Genomic DNA, 18,547 nt, shown 5'->3' with positions numbered 1-18,547 from the left:
ATCATCCGCGCTTGACTGTGACACTAATGTCAGGCTTTAGCCTGGGCTCTTTCTATTCGAAGGAGCTTCAACATGATGTTTTTCAACCTCTTCAGCCAATGGCGCAAGGGCTTTGCCGCGGTTGCCTTGATGGCTGTGGCCGCGCTGGCGCATGCCGCCGTGGAACCGTACACCGTGACGGCGCCTGATGGGGTGCGCATCGCGGTGCAAGAGGCCGGTGACCCGAACGGCCAGCCCATTATCTTCATTCACGGCTTGCTTGGCAGCCATCTGAGTTGGGACAAGCAGGTCAACAGCCCTGAGTTACAGCGCTATCGGCTGATTACCTTTGATATGCGCGGGCATGGTATGTCCGGTCAACCGGAGCGCGCCGATGCCTACCGTGATGGACGCCGTTGGGCAGATGATCTGGCAGCGGTGATTGCTGGGTCAGGAGCCCGGCGGCCTGTCTTGGTGGGATGGTCGCTGGGCGCTGCCGTGGCCACTAATTACTTGGCTGCCTATGGTGACGAGAAAATCGCCGGCGCTGTGTACGTGGGTGGTGTCATCGAGCTGAAGCCCGAGCAAATCGTTTCGCATCCGCAGGTGTACAGCGGGATGGCATCGCCGGATCTCAAGACGCATCTGGATGCCGAGCGTGAGTTCGTGGCGCTGTGCTTTGCCAAGCTGCCCGACGCGCAGACGTTCCAGCGTTTGTTGGCGAATGCGGCCATGGCCTCACAGGCCATGCAGAACGCCGTGCATGGCATGTCGTTGAATGCGCCCAAGGGCTTGGGCGCCATGCACAAGCCGCTGTTGCTGATTTACGGTGCGCGTGACGCCTTGGTTCAAGCCGAACCGTCCTTCAATCGGGCCAAGGCCCTGAACCCCGACGCCATCGGCAAGTTCTACCCAGAAGCGGGGCACTCGCCCTTTATCGAAGAGGCGCAGCGCTTCAATCGTGATCTGTCTGCCTTTGTTGATGCGGCGGCATCGCATTAGCCGTTCATCGGCGCTCTGGGAAAATCAATGCTGGCATGTTTTATAGCAGTCGATATAAAATTGCCAGACATCGCACGGCACCTGCAACGCAAGTGCCTTCGTCAACCCGCTTGCCCCAGGGGGAAGGCCACCGCATGACGCAACTTGCCGACCCCGCCCAGAACGCCGCCATCGGACCCGCTCCCATATCCCATTCCCCGCGACCCTCTCGCCAAACCCTTCACGGACTCTGCTGGGCGGCGCTTAGCGTCCTGATTTTCGCGGGCTGGTTTGTGGTGACGCGCTTTAGCGTGACGCGGGAACTGCGCTTGTGGGATGTCACCGCGCTGCGGTTCGGTATCGGCGCTGTGATTCTTTTTCCCGTACTGCTGCGCGGCGCAAGGCACATGTCCGCCAAACAATGGGGTGAAGGACTGCTGTACGCCTGCCTGTGGGGCATGCCCTTCGTACTGGCGGTCGCCCTGGGCTTGCAGCTCACGTCCGCCGGTCGGGCGGCGGCAGTGGCGCCCACATTGATGCCCGTTTTTGTCGGGCTTTTTGCGTGGATCTTCCTGAAAGAACAACCAAGCAGGGGCCGCTGGCTGGGTTATCTGGCTATCGTCATCGGGTTGGTCTGCATGATCGCGGGCGGCGCCTCGGCGCACGGCGTTGCGAACCCGGTGGGCATCCTGGCGCTGATCACGGCCGCGGCGATGTGGGCCGTGTATACGCTGCTGTTTCGGCGCAGCAGGTTGACGCCGGTGCAGGCGGCAGCGTTGATCTGCTTCTGGTCGGCCGTGTTGTTTCTGCCGATCTACCTGTTTGCCGGACTCAGCCGCCTTGACTTGGCGTCACCCGGTGAAATCGTTTTGCAGGCGTTCTATCAGGGCGTCTTGATGAGCGGCGTGGCCATCGTGTCCTTCAATCGATCTGTCACGTTGCTGGGGCCGTCCGCCGCGACGGCCATCATTGCCTTGATTCCGGCGGTTGCCGCGCTGACCGCCATTCCCGTCCTGGGTGAGTTGCCGTCATGGGAAGAGGGCGTTGCGCTTCTTGCCGTCGTCGGCGGCGTGCTTCTGGCAGCCCGTCCCAAGCGCAAGGTAGCAGTCCCATCGACCACCACGACAGCGAGACAACAGCCATGATCCGTTTTTACTTTCATCCGACGCCCAACCCCGCCAAGATCGCGCTCTTTTTGGAAGAGACCGGGCTGGAGTACGAAGCCGTGCCGGTCGACACCAGCAAAGGCGAACAGCACACGCCGGCCTTTCGGGCCATCAATCCGAACGGCAAGGTGCCGGCCATTGTTGACACCGACGGCCCCGGCGGCAAGGAAGCGCGCGTGTTTGACTCGACGGCCATCCTGATCTACCTGGCCGACAAGACCGGCAAGCTAACAGGCACGCCTGAAGATCGGCCCGAGCTGTTGTCGTGGCTGCTCTTCATTGCCTCGGGCCTGGGGCCGTTCTCTGGCCAGGCGGTGCACTTTCAGTTTGCCGCGCCCGATGGCCTGGACTACGCCGTCAACCGTTACCGCCGCGAAGCCGATCGGCACTATCAGGTGCTGGACGAGCATCTGAAGGGGCGCGAGTTCATTGTTGGCAACAGCTTCACCATCGCGGACATTTCGGCGTGGGGTTGGCTGGACCGGGCTTCCCGCGTGCGCAAGGGCGCCGAAGACCCGCTGGCGCCGTTTCCGGAACTGAAGCGCTGGTTCGCCAGTGTGGATGCGCGCCCGGCGGTTGCGCGTGCGCGGGCGCTGACCAAGAGCCACCAATGGAAAACGGTGAACGACGACGAGACCAAGCGGGCGTTGTTCCCGTCGAACTTCCCGCCCGCGTCGTCACAAGGAGCCTGAGATGGATCTGAAGAACAAGCGGGTTCTGATCACAGGCGGATCAAGCGGCATCGGCCTTGCGCTGGCCCATGCGTTGACGGCGCGCGGCGCCAGGGTGGTTATCACGGGGCGTCGGCAAAGCGTGCTGGATGACGCGCTGCGCGGTCTGGATTCCGCCACGGGGGTTTGCGCCGATGTGGGCACGACTGAAGGACGGCTTGTCACGCTGGACAAGGCCGTGGCTGCCTTGGGTGGCCTCGACATCCTGATCAACAACGCCGGGGGCGTGCGCGCCGGCCGCTTGGAAAATACGGCAGAGGCCGACATCGAGCAGATGGTGAACGTGGACCTGCTTGCGCCGATCTTGCTGACCCGCGCCGCGATCCCCGCCTTGCGGGCCAGCGGCAACGCCATGGTCGTGAACATTACGTCTGGCATTGCGCTGGTGGGCGCGCCGTTCTACACGACTTACGCAGCGGTGAAAGCGGGCTTGGCGCATTTCGGCGAGGCCCTTCGGCGCGAGCTTAAAGGCGAAGGCATTCATGTGTTGACGGCCTATCCGGGCGGGACCGATACGCCCATGATGCAGTCCAACCGCGCCGGCCCGGAACTGGGGTTTTCGCGGGAGCCGGCTTCCGCCGTGGCCGAGGCCATCGTCGAGGGTATCGAGACCGACGCTTTCGAAGTCATCCGCGGCGGCGAGACACGCGCGCAGATGATCGCGCTGAACCGCCAGGATCCCGCCGCCGTTGATGCACGGTTTCTGACGCTCAAGCCTGCGCTGGAAGACGCGGTCAAGGACCACAGCGCATTATGATGGCGTCGCCTTTTCCCGTTCGCTGCGCGACGCAACCGCTGAGGAGCCCCCATGGCGCGCCCCAGGCAGTTTGACGAAGCGGCGGCGCTTGATGCCGCCATCGAATGCTTCTGGTCGCGCGGCTATGAAGCCACGTCGGTGCGCGATCTGGCCGCTGCCATGGGTATCGTAGGCCCCAGCCTGTACAACACGTTTGGCGACAAGCGCGGCTTGTACCAGCGGGCGCTTGCGCATTACGTCGAGCGCGGCTTTTGCGAACGGGTCAGGCGTTTTGAATCGCAATTGACGCCTCGCGAGGCCATCGGCGCGTTCTTTGACGAGATCATTGAGCTATCTCTGGCGGACGAGCAGCGCAAGGGCTGCATGATTGTGAATTCGGCGCTGGAGCTGTCTCCGCACGATGCCGAATTCCAGCAGGCGCTGGCGCTTGTGCTGCGGGATATGGAGGCATTCTTCCTGCGCTGCGTGCAGGCGGGCCAAGCAGCCGGCGCCATCAACGCCACGCAGTCGGCGGAGGATCTTGCGCGCATGCTGCTCGGCTTGCTGATGGGTCTGCGCGTGCTGGCGCGTTCGCGACCGAAACCGGAGTTGCTGCGTGGCCTGGTGCGGCCCGCGCTGGCGTTGCTTGATGACGCCAGCCCGGCCCGTTGATGGGGCGGAAAGCTGAGGTGAAGCCGCTCAACCGTGCCAGTGTGAGCAACGGATCACGCTGCAGAAGTTGCCACGGTGGAAGTGCGGCGCTTTGTCGGCGATGACGTCGGCCTTGACGTTGCCAAAGGTCGTGTCGGGCTTGTGTTTGATGCCGTCGTAGAACGCCTGGATGATGTCTTCCTTGAACCGGGGCGTGCGGGGGAAAGCGCTGACCACGGCCTCGCGTTCCGCGTCCGAGTATTGATGGTAGGTGAGGCCCAGCACGTCCATCTCGACGCCTGCGGTCACGAGCGCAACGACAGGGTGCATGTGCTGCGGTACGCCAGGCGTGGTGTGTAGCGCGATGGCGGTCCACACCGTGTACGCGTCCTCTTCCGAGATGCCGTGGCTCTTGAGAAACGAGCGGGCGGCGTGCGCACCGTCCACCTCGAAGCGCTCGTCCTGGCTGCTATGGCTGGGCATCAGACCGATGTCATGGAACATGGCGCCGGCATAGAGCAGTTCGCGGTCGAAGGTCAGGCCGCGCTTCACGCCAGCCAACGCGCCAAAGTGATAGACGCGGCTTGAATGGTTGAAGAGCAGTGGCGTCTCGGTGTCGCGGATGAATTCAGTGATGGCGCGCGCCAGGGTCGAATCGGGAATGGCGGCTTCGTGGATGATGGACATCAGCTTCTTCCTGGGGTGAGTGGGTTCTATCAAGAATAGGGCCGTGCTAGCATGGCAACAATAGGCGGAACACGTCGATTTCAGCCATTTAAAGATCAAGGCAGCCATGGCGCGCGATAAGGTCAAAACGATCATGGTGCTGGCGTTGCCAGGGGTGCAACTGCTTGACGTGTCCGGCCCGCTGGACGTCTTTGCCGAAGCAAACGTGCAGGCCGGGCGCGAGGTGTACCGGTTGCTGGTGGTCGCGGGCGGATCCGGCCCCATCCGCAGTTCTTCCGGCGTTCGCTTGATGGCTGATCGCACCATCGGGCGCGACGCGGACGAACCGGTCGACACTCTGCTCGTTGCCGGCTGCCCGAACGCGGCGGAGGTGCCGGCGCGCAGCGTGGTGGTGGACTGGCTAAGGCGTCGCGCGCCCAAGGCAAGGCGCTTTGGGTCCGTGTGCAGCGGGGCGTTCTTTCTGGCGGCAGCCGGGTTGCTGAGTGGCAAGCGCGTCACCACACACTGGGCCGTTGCCGAGCGGCTTGCCCAGCAATTCCCGGACGTCACGGTTGACCAGGACGCGATCCACATCAGTGATGGTCCGCTGCGTACCGCCGCCGGTGTTACGGCCGGCCTGGACCTGGCCATTTCCCTGGTGGAAGAAGACCTTGGGCGTGAGATCGCCCTTAAAGTCGCAAGCCAACTCGTCATGTTTTTCAAGCGGCCCGGCGGACAACTACAGTTCAGCCGTAAAAGCGAAGCCGCGCCCGCGGGCAGGGCGGCGTTGCAGGAGCTTCAGCGCTGGGTCGCCGCCAATCCCGAGTTAAACCACAGCGTGGCAAGCCTGGCCGAGCGCATGAACCTCAGCCCCCGGCACTTTGCGCGGCTGTTCCGTAGCGAGATCGGCATCACGCCCGCAAGCTGGGTTGAAGAGGCACGAGTGAACGCGGCGCGTCGCCTGCTGGAGCAAGGGCAAGCGGCACCCAAGCAGGTCGCGGCGCGTTGCGGGTTTGCCGATGCGGATGTGTTGCGTCGGGCGTTTGCGCGGCATGTCGGCGTGACGCCCGCGGAATACCGCAAGCGCTTCGCGGCGCTGCTGCCGCCGCAATAAGTCATCCGCAATCCGCAATCCACCATCCGTGGATCCGTACAAAAACGTACGAAAAATATGCAGGAATGGCAGTTCGCAAACAGTTTTATTGAGATCACCATGGCGGCTTAGCCGAGCTGGTCCACGTTGGGCCAGCCGATTCTGGGTTCTCAAGACATGAGCAAATTGAAAGATAAAGTCGCCCTGGTAACGGGCGCATCGAAAGGCATTGGCGCCGGCATCGCGCGCCAACTCGCGGCCGACGGCGCGAAGGTCATCGTCAATTACGCGTCAAGCCGGGGTGGCGCGGACAAGGTGGTGGCCGACATCGAAGCCGCTGGCGGCAGGGCGGTGGCGGTGGGCGCGGACGTCACCCAGCAGGCGGACGTCGAGGCGCTGGTCGGGTCGGCCATCGAGCACTTCGGGCGGCTGGACATCGTGGTGAACAACGCCGGCATCTACCAGTTCGCCAAGATCGAAGACACCACCGAAGCGCTCTACCGTCAGCAGTTCGACATCAATGTGCTGGGCACGCTGCTGGTGGCGGGCGCCGCCGCGCGGCATCTGGGCCAGGGCGGCAGCATCATCAATATCAGTTCCAACGTGACGAGTGTGTTGCCCGCCGAGAGCGCCATCTACACAGGCACCAAGGGAGCCATTGACGCCATCACCGGCGTGCTCGCACGCGAACTCGGCCCCCGAGGCATCCGCGTCAACGCGGTCAACCCCGGCCTGATCGAAACCGAAGGCACTCATGCCGCTGGCGTGATGGGCTCGGACTTCGAGGCGTGGAATGTGGGCCAGACGCCGCTGGGCCGCGTCGGAAAAGTTGAGGATATTGCGTCGATCGTCGCGTTCCTGGCGTCCGACGAGGCGGGGTGGGTAACGGGCGAGGTGATTCTGGGGTCGGGAGGGATGCGCTGAAGAGGGCGCGCAAGCGTGCGTCTTAATTGCGATGCACGCTGTTCTTGGTGCATTGTCCGGCGATGTGTGACAGTATTCCGTTATCGTTTTTTTTGAATTACCAAAGGACGTACTGGAGATGCCGGACGCGGACGCTGTACGCATGATCCGCTCGATCAAGGAACACGGGTGGCGCATCTCGGGCAAACTCGCGAATGAGTACCCGGTACTCGACGACAAGATACGGGCCTTGCGTGTTATCGAGGCCGTGCAGTCCGCGTTCGAGGATCGGGACCCGTCACCCATCGTCGAATGATCCGCAGTTAAACATCGCAGATCAAGATGGCATGAACGATGCTGTCTTGGCCAAGCACTCAAAGCTCATCGTATTTCTTGCTGCTACCCCGAGCGCGGTCGACGGGGTACTTCTGTGCGTTCAACGGAATCTTTGCTTGCGCGGCTTTCACGGGGTCGATGCCCAGCACGTTGCCGAGCTGGATCAGGTAGAGCAGCACATCGGCGATCTCGCTGCCCACCGCTTCAAGTTTTTCTGGGGAAAGCGCGCGGCTTTGTTCTTCGGTCAGCCACTGGAAATGTTCAAGCAATTCTGCCGCTTCCACGATCAGCGCGGACGCCAGGTTCTTGGGGGAATGGAACTGCTCCCAATTGCGGGCTTGGGCAAATTCGCGTTGTTGCTGGCTAAGGTCTTGCAGGGTATCGGTCATAGGGGGCAGGGTTGAGTGGGCAGGGTTGATTGGGCGGCTGGATGCGGTATTTAGCAGCCATTTTCGCGCATCACCGTCTCAACGAATTCAGCAAATAGCCGCGCCTTGGCGGTGGCCAGGCGTCCCGTGGGGAATACGGCCCACAGGTCGATGTCGGGAAGCGACCAATTTTCCAGCACGCGGACGACGCGGCCATCGGCCAGTTCCGGTGCGAACATCCAGTCAGATGCGATGGTCAGGCCCAGGTGGGCAAGCACCGCCGCGCGTATGCCTTCAGCCGCGCTGAACCTTGCCCGGCCTCTGACCAGCACCGACACCTCGGCGCCATCACGCTGGAAATTCCACGCATTGCCCGCCTGGCTGAACACCACTGTTTCGTGGTCGGACAGCTCAGCGGGTAGCCGTGGCGTGCCGTGTCGGGAAAGGTATTCCGTCGTGGCCAGTACCGAGCGGGGTGAAGACGCCAACTTTCGCGCCACGGCGCTGGAGTCGTTCAGTGCGCCCATTCTCAACGAGATATCAATGCCCTCGGCAATCAAGTCGATGACGCGATCGTCCAGCACCACATCCACGTCCAGGCCGGGGTTGGCGTCCAGAAAGCGCGGCAGGTGGGGAATGACGTGCAGGCTGGCGAACGTGGGCGCCGCCGAAATGCGTAGCCGCCCGGACAGGCTGGCGCCCACGCCGCGCGCGGCCAGGTCGGCTTCATCCGCTTCCTGAATGGCAAGGCGGGCGCGCTCGTAGAAGCGCAAGCCGGCTTCGGTTGGCGTCAGCCCGTGCGTAGAACGCAGCAACAGCGTCACGTTCAGGTGCCGCTCCAGGTGGGCCACGCTTTTGGAGATGGCCGGCTGCCCCACCCCCAGCACGCGGGCCGCGCCAGAAAAGGAGCCGGCTTCGACCACCCGCACGAAGGTGGTCATGGCCTGAAAGCGATCCATGAAATTCCTTTTTGGAATAAGCGTTATCGCTGAATGGTATCTGCCCTTCCTGATGCGCGCCATCCAGAATGTGCTCTCCCAATGCGTGTTCTCAAAACGCTTTCATTTGCCAAGGAATTCTTATGTCGCTCCAGGTACAGCTCGATACCTTCAAGGCCGCCTTTGAAGCCGGCCAGCCTCCCTATAACGTGCCGCGTGCAGTCGTCGAGACCATGCACCGCGCCACCGCTGAACTCATCAATTCCGGCGCGGCGCAACGCGCCCTGAAGGCGGGGGATACGATGCCAGCGTTCACGCTAGACGATGCCGAGGGCAAGCCCGTGTCATCCGCCGATCTGCTGCGGCAGGGCCCCTTGGCCGTCACGTTTTATCGCGGTGTGTGGTGCCCGTACTGCAATATGGATTTGCAAGCGTTGCAGGCCGCGCTGCCCGCTGTCCAAGAGGCGGGCGCAAGCCTGGTGGCGATTTCGCCGCAGCTTGCAGCAAACAGCCGCAAGGCAGTGCGTCAAAACTCGCTGACGTTCCCGATTCTGTCGGACTCGCACAACGACGTGGCGGCCGCGTTCGGCCTGCGCTTTGAGCTACAGGACTATCTGGTTGATCTGTACAAGTCGCTCAAGAACGAACTACCCGCCTTCAATGGCGATGCCAGTTGGACGCTGCCGATGCCGGCTCGCTACGTGGTCGCGCAAGACGGCACGATTGTCTACGCAGAGGTCAACCCCGACTACACCCGTCGCCCGGAACCATCAGACATGTTGCCCGCCATTGCGCAGGCAGTCGCCCGCGCTGTCTGATTCGTCTGGATAAGCGCTCGCTGAAGGGCGAGCGCGAAGGAACTCCCATGCCTCGTACTTTTCTTGTCACCGGCGCCAGCAAGGGCATCGGTCTTGCGTTATCGGTCCGGCTTGCCGCTGGCGGCCATCATGTGATTGGCTTGGCCCGTACCGCGCCAAGCGATTTCCCCGGTACCTTCGTTGCCGTGGATCTGAGCGACGACGACGCCACCCGCGTCGCATTGGAAGGCATCATTCAGCGCTTCGAGGTGGATGGCGTGGTGAACAACGTGGGGCTGGTCCGGCCCGCCTTGCTGGCTGACGTGACGCTGCCCGCGCTGGATGAAGTGTTTCGTGTGAACCTGCACCCCGCCTTGGCGGCGGTGCAGGCGGCCTTGCCGGGAATGACGGCGCGTCGTTGGGGGCGCATCGTTAATATTTCCAGCCTGACCATCCTGGGCATGCCCCAACGCACCGCCTACGCGGCCGCCAAGGCAGCACTGGTCAGTTTCACGCGCGGTTGGGGTTTGGAACTGGCTGACACCGGCATCACGGTCAATGCGGTGGCGCCCGGTCCCACGGAAACCGAGCTGTTCCGCGCCAATAACCCACCCGGCAGCGAAGGCGAACGCCGCTATCTGTCTGGCGTGCCGATGGGGCGCTTTGGCAAGCCGGATGAGATTGGCGCGGTGATCTCGTTCCTGCTATCGGACGATGCAGCGTTCATGACCGGGCAGACCTTGCATGTGGATGGCGGGGCGTCGTTGGGAAGGGCGTTGTTTTGACTCGTGTGCCAGGCAAGCGGCAACCCGGAAGGCCGCGCATCTTTCCCGTCAGTACGGCTTCTGGCACACGACTTCCACATTGACGCCGTCCGGGTCCAGTACATAGGCGGCGTAGTAATTCGCGTGGTAGCGATCGCGGATTCCCGGTGGTCCGTTGTCGATGCCGCCTGCGTCCAACGCGGCCTGGTAGAAGGCGTCGACCACGTCTCGGTCCTGCGTGGCGAAGGCAATGTGCGTGCCTGCGGCCGCGGGTTGCTTGTCGTGGACCCACAGGCAGGGATAGCCGTCACGGCCAAAGCCGTGGCGGGTGCCGCCGTGGCGCGTGCGGTCAGGCCCGACGGTGATGACGCGGGCGATGCTCAATGGCGCCAGCGCGTGTTCGTAAAAGCGGCGCGATATTTCGGCGTCTCGCACGGCGAATTCGATATGGTCCAGGAGGCTCATGGTTGCTCGATGTGGGGCTAGGTGGAAGTGGGAAGGGTACGGCGGTCGACGCCATTGAACGCTGTTTCTGGCGCTACGCCTAGAGAGGAAGCAGGAATAGGCAGGATTGGAGCAGGATCAGATAGGCCGCAAGGCAAGCGGCGGCCTATCGTCTCCCTACTGAACTGCATTCCTTGGAGCCATGCATGCGCAAACAACGAAGTAGCGGTCGGCACCATCACCCTGAGAGGAACACTTGATGCTTGATCATCTTTTTCTTACCGTCAGCGAACCCGCGCGTTCCATTGCGTTTTACGAGAAGGTGCTGCCCGTGTTGGGCGTCACCAGCCGCCTGGACTATGACGGTAAGGACGGCCCGGCCGGCCATCCTGACCTGAAGGGCTTTGGCGCAAACGGCCGGGTGTTCTTCTGGCTAAGGCAGGGCGTGGCCGCGCCCGGTGCGGTGCATGTCGGGCTGGTTGCAGACTCGGAAACCATGGTGAACGCTGCCCACGCCGCCGCCTTGGCAGCCGGCGCGACGGAGATCCACCCGCCCGGTCCGCAGCATCATTACGACCCTCGCTATTACGCCGCCCAGGTCAGGGACCCGGACGGCTATAGCCTGGAATTCGTTTACAAAAGCTGGCAGCTCGGACGCTGATGTGTTGCTGCCGTCCGCGTGGCGCGACTCTACAAATCAAGCACGATCCTTCCGCCCCGGGCTCGGGACACGCAGATCAGCATCGTTTGCTGCGCCGCCTTTTCGGCATGGCTGAGATACTGATCAGCGTGTTCGGCTTCGCCTTCCAGAATGCGGGTCTCGCAGGTGCCGCACACGCCTGCGCGGCACAGGCATTCCACCGGCACGGTGCTGTCGCGTTCGATGGCGTTCAGGATCGATTCGCCGGCAGCCACTGTCACTGTCCTGCCGGACTTGGCCAGCACCACGGTGAAAGCGCTGCCTGTTGGCTTCGGTGCGGCGAATTGCTCGGCATGCACACGCGCGGACGCAATGCCGATCGCTTGCGCGGCAAGGCGGACGGCGTCGATCAGCTTCCCGGGGCCACAGACATAGGCATGCGCGCCAGCGTCCATGCCGCCCAGCAAACCGGCCAGATCCAGCTTCTGGCCTTTGCTGCCCGCATAGAACCTGACGCCGTCCCCGCAGAGCCGGGTCAGCTCATCCCGAAAGGCGCCGTGCTCGTCAGCGCGAAAGGCGTAGTGCAATACATACGAAGCGCCGCGCTGGTGCAGCTCGTGCAACTGCGACATGAATGGGGTGATGCCGATGCCGCCCGCGATCAACACATGGTGGCAAGCCGACTCATCCAGCGCGAACAGGTTGCGGGGGGGGTGATGGCAAGCGTGTCGCCCACGGCCACGCTGTCATGCAAAAACGCCGACCCGCCCTGGGATGCCGCTTCGCGCCGCACGCCGATCTGGTAGTTGCCTAATGCGCCAGGCGCGCTCATTAGCGAATAGGCGTTGTTGACCTGACGGCCACCGTTGCGCATCTGCACGATGATGTGACTGCCGCCCGTGAACGGCGGCAACGCGCCGCCGTCCAGGGCTTCCAGCGTGTAGCGCTTGATCAGCGGGGTCACGCGCTCAATGCGCGCGACCCGTACTTGCAAGGTCTGTTGTGTGCTCATGCCGAGGCGGGGGCCTGTTGCGGCGTCGACCGAGGCATATCAGAAGCAGCCGCCGCTGCGTATTCCGTTGCCAGCTTGCGATGAAAATGCACGATACCGTGTTCGCTGATGCCGCTGCGCTGGCGGTCGACCATGATGCGGCCCTGGCCACGATAGCCCCGGGACTGCAGGCCTTTGTGCACGCTTTCCACCAGACGCAGGTCTTCGGGGCGGAACACGTCGCGGTACCACTCCACCAGCGCCTGCTGCTCGTTGGTGAGTTCCTTGTTCAGAAAGTAGATCTCGTAGTGCTGCAACGTGACGCCAGCGCTGGCGGGAAATTCGTAGATGACGGTCATGAAGTCGGCGCCCGGCGGCACGTTGAACATGGTGCATGGCCAAGCCCAGAAGCCGGCAAAGCTGGGGTCCTTTACCGAGGGATCCACCTTGAAAGATTTTTCCGACGACTTGGCCAAGCCGAATTGCAGTGTCCAATTGCCGTGCATCGTGTGCTGATATTTATCCACCTGGACGGAGTCCGCGAAGCTGGGGTGTACGGGGCCGCAGTGGTAGCACTCCAGGTAGTTGTCGACGATGGACTTCCAGTTGGCGGGTGTTTCCGTGACGAAGCGCGCGGCCAGGTGCAGGTCGTCCACTACCGGGCAGGCGGCGCGCAGGCGGGCTGCAAGGCCGGGGAGTTGATCTTCAACGGTGCCGGCGTCCGGGTTCAGGTTGATGAAGATGAAGCCGGCGGTTTCCTCAACCCGAACGGAAACCAGGCTGGCCTTGTCGGGGTTGAAATTAGGCACGTTGTCGCAGTTGCGGGCCAGGGCAAGCTCGCCATCCAGCTTGAAGGTCCAGGCGTGGTACGGACAGGTGATGACGTTCTTGGCGCGGCCGCTGCCTTGCATCAGTTGATGACCCCGGTGCGGGCAAACGTTGTAGAACGCTCGCAAGGCGCCTTCGCGGTCGCGCAGCACAATGATGCTTTCTCCAATGATCTCGCGCGTGACATAGTCGTTGGGCGCGGCCAGTTCGCTGCGGTGCGCCACGCAGATCCAGGCGTTGGCGAATACTTTTTCTTTTTCGTAGTCGAACACGGCGTCCTTCGTGTAGTACGCGGCGGGCAGGGTCCAGGCATTTTCTTCGTCGGCGCAGAAGTTGGCGGGTAGTTTGGCGATGAGGTTCATGATGATCTCCGGGTAACAAAAGCAGGTTGGGTGGGCGATTCGATTTGGTGCGCGGGGGTATCGCCGTAGTCCTGTATCAGCCAGCGGAACAGGCCGAACAGCTTGATGGCAAGGATGAACAGGAAGGGGATGGCCGTCAGCACCACGGCGGTTTTCATGGTTTCCAGCGATGCCTTGGTGAACAGCATTGCAAGCGGCACCAGCGTCAGCGCAATGCACCAGAAGACGCGGCTGGTGGGGCTGGGGTCTTCGCCTTCGGACAGGTTGCGGGTGGTGGTGGCGGCCACGGCGTAGGCCACGGCATCCACGTGGGCCGCCAGGAAGACGATCATGATGGCCAGGTACAGCGCCAGGAATAGCCAGCCGACGGGCAGCGCGTTCAACAACATTTCCACTGCCGTTTCGCCACCGTGTTCCTTCAGGATGCGGGGCACGTCGATGGCGCCCGACATGAACTGGTGCATGGAATAGCTTTCCAGCGCGCCGAAGAAGAACCAGCAGCCGACGCTGCCGCCCAGCAGCAGCGCGTAGATCACTTCCTTGATCTTGCGGCCCTTGGATACGCGCGCCACGAACATCGCCACACCCGGCGAATACGACACCCACCACAGCCAATAGAACACTGTCCAGCCACGGTTGAAGGCGCCGTCGCCAGCGGGGTCGGTGAAGAGGCTCATGCGGATGTAGTTCTGCAGCATCAGGCCCAGGCCGTTCACGATGTTGTTGCCGGAAAACTGGGTTGGCCCCACCAGCAACACCGCGGCGGCCAGCAGCAGCGCGCCCCAGCAGACCATATGGCTAAGCCGCTTCATGCCGCTGGCGATGCCGATATAGGCGCTGGCCGAGAACAGGGCCGACACGCCCACGATCACGATCACTTGCATGCTGAAGGTGTCGGGCGTGCCAAGCAGGCTGGACAGGCCGCGCGTGAAGGTCGATGCGGTCAGCGCAATGGACACCGTCAGCGCGCCGAACATGGTCAGCAGAAAGATCAGGTCCACTGCGCGGCCGACCGGACCCGTGGCCCGAAACCCCGTGATGGCCTGAATGATGGACGCCAGGTTCAAGCCCGTGTTCTTGCGTACATGGAAGTGATACGCCATGGCCAGCGAGGGCAGGGCGTACACCGCCCAGGCGCTAAGGCCCCAATGGAAGAAGGAATAGCTGATGCTGTATTCCAGTGCCTCACGCGAGCCGGCGGCGACGTTAAGCCCCGGCGACTGGTAGTAGTAGGCCCATTCCATTACGCCCCAATACAGGGTTGACGACCCCATGCCGGCGCAGATGAACATGAAGACCCAAGACAGCGTTGAGTATTCCGGCTTGTCTTCGCCAAGCCGTACGTTGCCGTACTTGCTGAATGCCAGCCCGATGCAGGCGATGACACAGCCAAAGACGAACACCTGGATCACTGATCCGAACGAGCGCGTGGTCCAGTCGAACAGTACGGTGGCCGTGGCGGCCGCTTCAGTGGGCCAGAGAACCATGGCGATGACGGTAAGCAGCACGGCGGTAAGCGTGCATAGGGTCAGGAACTGGTCGCGGCGTGGCGCGGATGTTTTCACGTTGTCTCCTCCGATGCGTCGTTGCGCACGGTGTCTTGTTGGGAGTTAACCAACGGTTTACATTAACCATTAGCTAACAATTGACTAACGCGACTGTAGGTACAGCCCAGCCTATGTACAAGCATCAATCTGAACGCGGCGCGTTTGTAACGGCGCGCAGTTTTTACCCCTGCGCGCGCAGGAGGACAGCGTCATGACGGAAGACAGCTTTGCGTTCCGCCTGAAAGAGCTGCTTGAGCACAAGCAGTTGTCATTGCAGGCCGTGGCCACCGCGCTCAGCGTCTCGCGCCCCGCCGTTCATAAATGGACGAAGGGCGGCGAAATTGACTATGAAAAGCTGCGCAAGCTGGCGGCGTTCCTGGACGTCAACTGGATCTGGCTGCGCTACGGCGAGCAGGGCCTGGAAGCCGCGGGGGCCTCGGGCGCGGTGGCCATGCCCATGACCGATACGCGGCGCCGCTACATGGCCGAGATCATGGAAAGCGAAGCGCGCATGAAGCTGGCGCAAGAGGGCGCGCGCATCGTCACATGGGAATGGAACCTGGTCACGGACGACGTCAGCTACTCGTCCAACGTCCAGGCCGTTTATGGCTGGCGCATTGTCAGTAACGAGAGCTTCTGGAAGCACGTGCACGCCGACGACGTGCCCATGATGAACGCCGTCTACGAAGAATCGCTACGGACGGGAAACGCGCATGAGTTCGACTTTCGGCTGTTCCAGCCAGACGGCGGCCTGCGCTGGATTTCATCGCGCGCCACGCCCGTGCGTGACTTGGACGGGCGCGTCGTGAAGGTCGTGGGCATCAGCATGGATAACACCGCGCGCAAGCTGGCCGAGCAATCGCTGCGGGACCAGCAGGCGCGTTTCAAGGCGGTGTTTGAGCTGACGTCGCAAGGCATGGCGCTGTTGGACGCTGACCTGCGCTGCGAATCCGCCAACGCGGCGCTGGCGCGCATGCTGGGCTACCGACAAGAAGAACTACTGAGCGATGGACTGGCCAGCTTGCTTGCCGACGGGGGCGCGCGGTTGAAGAAAATGTTGCATGGCAGGCCCACCGCGGCGTTTAGTGCAAAGCTGCGTGGCAAGGATGGAAGCTGGCTGAACGTAACGCTGCGTGCTGTGCTGACTCGTGCCAAGGATGACGGCACGGCGGCGTACTTTGCGCTGGCGCTTACGCCCCGCGACGCTGCACCACCAGATTGCTGACGAAGATCTGCACCACTTCATCGTTTTGATTCAGCGTGGTCGTGCGCGCTTTCACCATGCCTTGCTGGGGCCGCGTCTTGGATGGCCGCACTTCCAGCACTTCGCTTTCTATCCGCAGTTCATCGTCCGGGCGCACCGGCTGCGGCCAACGAATTTCATCCACGCCGGCGCCAATGATGCCGCCCGCCGGCTTGAATTCGCTGGCGACCAGCAACTGCATCGTCAGCGCGGCGGTGTGCCAGCCGCTGGCGGCCAGGCCCTTGAACAGGGTGCTGCTGGCGGCGTCTTCGTCCAGGTGAAAGGGTTGCGGGTCGAATTCGGACGCAAAGGCCTTGATGCGTTCGCGGGTAACGCGCACGCGGGCGGTGCCGATGAAGCGTTGTCCGGGGCTCAGGTCTTCCAGGTAGTGCAGGGGCATGGGGATTGGCTCCATCAGATGGGCGGTGAATTCAAGGCACTGAACACAGAACAACGGAGACGTTAAGCGGCGGCTTCTGGCGCCAGGGACGCAAGCAGTTCATTGCGACAGGCCTCCAGTATTTCGTCGGCCAGCGGGGAATCATCAGGGCAGGCGCGCGACAAGGCGACGGCTCCAACCACACGGGCAAGCAAGTCGATGCGTTTGGCGCGGGCACGCGTCGGGTCAGCGTCTTGCGGCGCGGCGTCGTCCCGGCCCAGCACGGCCAGCATGTCTTCGATGCCCGTCGCAAAGGTGGCTTTGACGTCGTCTGATTGGCGCGCGGCATCGCCGCACAGGGCAGCCATGGTGCAACCGGCGCTGCGCCCGTCGCGGTGGGCGCGCGACACATACACGCTGATGAACTTGGCCAGGTCCATGTCGCCCGTCATGGCCAGGGATTGCGACAGCCCCGACGCGGCGGTCTCCGCCATCAGGTCGGCCTTGGACCGAAAGTGTTTATAGAAGCCGCCGTGGGTGAAACCGGCCGCGGCCATCAATTCGGCCACACCCACGCCGTCGTAGCCGTGCTCTCGGAACAGGGCCGATGCGGTCTCGACGATATGCGCCCGGTTGGCCTGCGCCTGCGCCTTGGTGACTCTCATTTGCTGTCCCTCATTCGTTGTTTCTCACTTCGCGGCCCACATCGCGTGCCTCGTTGATCAATGCAGTGCCCAGGACGTGAATATACATTGATGTCGATCATCATCAAAGTGCTTGACGATTTAGATGTTGATCATCATCATTAACGCCGTTAGCGCATCCAGCGCCAGCGCAACAGGCCAAGCACGCACTTTCGGCCTTGGCGCTCAACCCTTTTCGATGGACCCGATCATGACCGACAACGCTTTGTTTCAGCCCTACCAACTGGGATCCCTGACGCTTTCCAACCGCATCGTGATGGCGCCGCTGACGCGCAACCGTGCCGAGGCGGGCTTCGTACCCAGCCGGTTTGCCGCCACGTACTACAGCCAGCGCGCCTCCGCGGGCTTGTTGATTGCCGAGGCAACGCAGATTTCGCGGCAGGGGCAGGGCTATCAAGACACGCCGGGGATCTACACGCCCGCGCAGGTCGAGGGATGGCGCCAGGTGACGCAAGCCGTGCACGCCAAGGGTGGCAAGATCTTTCTGCAGTTGTGGCATGTGGGCCGCGTGTCGCACGTGGACTTGCAAGAGAACGGGGCCGCGCCCGTGGCGCCATCCGCCATCCGCGCCGAGACCAAGACGTTTGTGAACAATGGCTTTGTACCGGTGTCGACGCCGCGTGCCTTGGCGTTGGACGAGCTGCCCGGCATCGTCAACGATTTTCGGCAGGCGGCCGCCAACGCCATCGCGGCGGGCTTTGACGGCGTTGAAGTCCACGGCGCCAACGGCTATCTGCTTGAACAGTTCGCCAAGGACGGCGCCAACCACCGCGACGATGCTTACGGCGGCTCGGTGCAGAACCGTGCCCGGCTGTTGCTTGAAGTCGTCCAGGCGGTGGCCGCAGAGGTTGGCGCTGACCGCACAGGCGTGCGGATCTCGCCGGTATCGCCCGCCAACGGCATCTCGTGCAGCGACCCGCAGGCGCAGTACGACTACATTGCCGACCAACTCAACGCGCTGGGCGTGGTCTATCTGCATGTGGTGGAAGGCGCCACGGGCGGCCCGCGCGACGTGGCGCCGTTTGATTATGGTTCGTTGCGCCGGCGCTTCAAGAACACCTATATCGCGAACAACGGCTACGGCCTGGATCTGGCCGCTACCCAGTTTGCCCAGGGCCATGCCGACCTGTTCGCGTTCGGGCGTCCGTTCATCGCCAACCCGGACCTGGTCCAGCGCCTGAAGACGGACGCGCCGCTGGCGCAGTTGGACCCGGCCACGCTTTATGGCGGCGGCGCGGAAGGCTACATCGACTATCCGGCCTTGGCTGACGTGCGCTGACCCGCGCTGACCCGCATTGAC

Annotated in this window: 23 protein-coding genes; 13 read left to right on the top strand and 10 right to left on the bottom strand. The window is 62.8% G+C overall.

Annotation, left to right across the window (positions count from 1 at the left end):
• The first annotated feature begins 72 nt into the window (after positions 1-72).
• From ELS24_RS17265 to ELS24_RS17245, 5 genes are read left to right on the top strand one after another with little or no spacing between them, the layout of a single operon-like run.
• A complete protein-coding gene (locus ELS24_RS17265) occupies positions 73-981 on the top strand; it encodes an alpha/beta fold hydrolase (protein WP_127184826.1) in 909 nt (302 codons plus the stop codon).
• Positions 982-1,016: 35 nt separating this feature from the next.
• Positions 1,017-2,105, top strand: a complete 1,089-nt coding sequence (locus ELS24_RS17260) for a DMT family transporter (protein WP_342672786.1) — start codon at positions 1,017-1,019, stop codon at positions 2,103-2,105.
• Positions 2,102-2,818, top strand: coding sequence for a glutathione S-transferase family protein (locus tag ELS24_RS17255; RefSeq protein WP_127184824.1), 717 nt, complete (start codon positions 2,102-2,104; stop codon positions 2,816-2,818). Before ELS24_RS17260 ends, ELS24_RS17255 begins: the two co-directional genes overlap by 4 nt.
• Before the next feature lies 1 nt (position 2,819).
• Complete coding sequence (locus tag ELS24_RS17250; protein ID WP_127184823.1) at positions 2,820-3,614, top strand: SDR family NAD(P)-dependent oxidoreductase; 795 nt, start codon at positions 2,820-2,822, stop codon at positions 3,612-3,614.
• A gap of 51 nt (positions 3,615-3,665) precedes the next feature.
• Positions 3,666-4,265, top strand: coding sequence for a TetR/AcrR family transcriptional regulator (locus tag ELS24_RS17245; RefSeq protein WP_127184822.1), 600 nt, complete (start codon positions 3,666-3,668; stop codon positions 4,263-4,265).
• 27 nt (positions 4,266-4,292) lie between these two features.
• Here the strand turns inward: ELS24_RS17245 and ELS24_RS17240 are convergent, their stop codons facing one another.
• Positions 4,293-4,931 carry an HD domain-containing protein gene (locus ELS24_RS17240; RefSeq protein WP_127184821.1) on the bottom strand — a complete coding sequence of 213 codons (639 nt, stop codon included), beginning with the start codon at positions 4,929-4,931 and terminating at the stop codon, positions 4,293-4,295.
• A gap of 106 nt (positions 4,932-5,037) precedes the next feature.
• On the opposite strand from ELS24_RS17240, the gene ELS24_RS17235 reads away from it, so the two are divergent.
• The 3 genes from ELS24_RS17235 (at position 5,038) to ELS24_RS17225 (ending at position 7,222) form a co-directional block, all read left to right on the top strand.
• On the top strand, positions 5,038-6,024 hold the full coding sequence (locus ELS24_RS17235; protein ID WP_127184820.1) for a GlxA family transcriptional regulator: 987 nt from the start codon (positions 5,038-5,040) through the stop codon (positions 6,022-6,024).
• 156 nt (positions 6,025-6,180) lie between these two features.
• Positions 6,181-6,927, top strand: coding sequence for a glucose 1-dehydrogenase (locus tag ELS24_RS17230; protein WP_127184819.1), 747 nt, complete (start codon positions 6,181-6,183; stop codon positions 6,925-6,927).
• 118 nt (positions 6,928-7,045) lie between these two features.
• The gene (locus ELS24_RS17225; protein ID WP_205736916.1) at positions 7,046-7,222 is read left to right on the top strand and encodes a hypothetical protein; all 177 of its coding nucleotides are present in this window, start codon (positions 7,046-7,048) and stop codon (positions 7,220-7,222) included.
• Positions 7,223-7,280: 58 nt separating this feature from the next.
• On the opposite strand, the gene ELS24_RS17220 is transcribed toward ELS24_RS17225, so the two are convergent.
• Both ELS24_RS17220 and ELS24_RS17215 read right to left on the bottom strand, forming a co-directional pair.
• The gene (locus ELS24_RS17220; RefSeq protein WP_127184818.1) at positions 7,281-7,631 is read right to left on the bottom strand and encodes a nucleotide pyrophosphohydrolase; all 351 of its coding nucleotides are present in this window, start codon (positions 7,629-7,631) and stop codon (positions 7,281-7,283) included.
• A gap of 50 nt (positions 7,632-7,681) precedes the next feature.
• Positions 7,682-8,569: a LysR family transcriptional regulator gene (locus ELS24_RS17215; protein WP_127184817.1), complete on the bottom strand. Its 888-nt coding sequence runs from the start codon at positions 8,567-8,569 to the stop codon at positions 7,682-7,684.
• A 122-nt stretch (positions 8,570-8,691) separates the two neighbouring features.
• Here ELS24_RS17215 and ELS24_RS17210 point away from each other — a divergent pair, with 122 nt between their 5' ends.
• Positions 8,692-9,366 carry a peroxiredoxin-like family protein gene (locus ELS24_RS17210; protein ID WP_127184816.1) on the top strand — a complete coding sequence of 225 codons (675 nt, stop codon included), beginning with the start codon at positions 8,692-8,694 and terminating at the stop codon, positions 9,364-9,366.
• Between the two features lie 47 nt (positions 9,367-9,413).
• Positions 9,414-10,130: an SDR family oxidoreductase gene (locus ELS24_RS17205; RefSeq protein WP_127184815.1), complete on the top strand. Its 717-nt coding sequence runs from the start codon at positions 9,414-9,416 to the stop codon at positions 10,128-10,130.
• 48 nt (positions 10,131-10,178) lie between these two features.
• On the opposite strand, the gene ELS24_RS17200 is transcribed toward ELS24_RS17205, so the two are convergent.
• Positions 10,179-10,574, bottom strand: a complete 396-nt coding sequence (locus ELS24_RS17200) for a VOC family protein (RefSeq protein ID WP_127184814.1) — start codon at positions 10,572-10,574, stop codon at positions 10,179-10,181.
• 238 nt (positions 10,575-10,812) lie between these two features.
• On the opposite strand from ELS24_RS17200, the gene ELS24_RS17195 reads away from it, so the two are divergent.
• Positions 10,813-11,214, top strand: coding sequence for a VOC family protein (locus ELS24_RS17195; RefSeq protein WP_127184813.1), 402 nt, complete (start codon positions 10,813-10,815; stop codon positions 11,212-11,214).
• A gap of 29 nt (positions 11,215-11,243) precedes the next feature.
• Here ELS24_RS17195 and ELS24_RS31330 read toward each other — a convergent pair whose 3' ends face one another.
• From ELS24_RS31330 to ELS24_RS17180, 4 genes are read right to left on the bottom strand one after another with little or no spacing between them, the layout of a single operon-like run.
• Entirely contained in the window at positions 11,244-11,861 is a 618-nt protein-coding gene (locus tag ELS24_RS31330; RefSeq protein WP_428839645.1) for a PDR/VanB family oxidoreductase, read from the bottom strand.
• A complete protein-coding gene (locus ELS24_RS31325) occupies positions 11,855-12,205 on the bottom strand; it encodes an FAD-binding oxidoreductase (RefSeq protein ID WP_240669325.1) in 351 nt (116 codons plus the stop codon). Before ELS24_RS31325 ends, ELS24_RS31330 begins: the two co-directional genes overlap by 7 nt.
• Positions 12,202-13,374, bottom strand: coding sequence for an aromatic ring-hydroxylating oxygenase subunit alpha (locus ELS24_RS17185; protein ID WP_127184812.1), 1,173 nt, complete (start codon positions 13,372-13,374; stop codon positions 12,202-12,204). Before ELS24_RS17185 ends, ELS24_RS31325 begins: the two co-directional genes overlap by 4 nt.
• Positions 13,371-14,939 carry a BCCT family transporter gene (locus ELS24_RS17180; protein WP_127184811.1) on the bottom strand — a complete coding sequence of 523 codons (1,569 nt, stop codon included), beginning with the start codon at positions 14,937-14,939 and terminating at the stop codon, positions 13,371-13,373. Before ELS24_RS17180 ends, ELS24_RS17185 begins: the two co-directional genes overlap by 4 nt.
• 193 nt (positions 14,940-15,132) lie before the next feature.
• On the opposite strand from ELS24_RS17180, the gene ELS24_RS17175 reads away from it, so the two are divergent.
• Positions 15,133-16,146: a PAS domain-containing protein gene (locus ELS24_RS17175; RefSeq protein ID WP_127184810.1), complete on the top strand. Its 1,014-nt coding sequence runs from the start codon at positions 15,133-15,135 to the stop codon at positions 16,144-16,146.
• On the opposite strand, the gene ELS24_RS17170 is transcribed toward ELS24_RS17175, so the two are convergent.
• Together ELS24_RS17170 and ELS24_RS17165 are read right to left on the bottom strand one after the other, a co-directional pair.
• Positions 16,112-16,564 (bottom strand): MaoC family dehydratase, encoded by a 453-nt coding sequence (locus tag ELS24_RS17170; protein WP_050446743.1) that lies wholly within the window; start codon positions 16,562-16,564, stop codon positions 16,112-16,114. The genes ELS24_RS17175 and ELS24_RS17170 overlap by 35 nt on opposite strands.
• 62 nt (positions 16,565-16,626) lie before the next feature.
• Positions 16,627-17,208, bottom strand: a complete 582-nt coding sequence (locus ELS24_RS17165; RefSeq protein WP_127184809.1) for a TetR family transcriptional regulator — start codon at positions 17,206-17,208, stop codon at positions 16,627-16,629.
• A gap of 229 nt (positions 17,209-17,437) precedes the next feature.
• Between ELS24_RS17165 and ELS24_RS17160 the strand changes: the two genes are divergently transcribed.
• Positions 17,438-18,526: an alkene reductase gene (locus ELS24_RS17160; protein WP_127184808.1), complete on the top strand. Its 1,089-nt coding sequence runs from the start codon at positions 17,438-17,440 to the stop codon at positions 18,524-18,526.
• The last annotated feature ends 21 nt before the right edge of the window (positions 18,527-18,547 follow it).

The organism is Achromobacter spanius (assembly GCF_003994415.1).
GTDB lineage: Bacteria > Pseudomonadota > Gammaproteobacteria > Burkholderiales > Burkholderiaceae_B > Achromobacter > Achromobacter spanius_C.
This window is presented reverse-complemented; position numbering and strand designations above follow the sequence as displayed.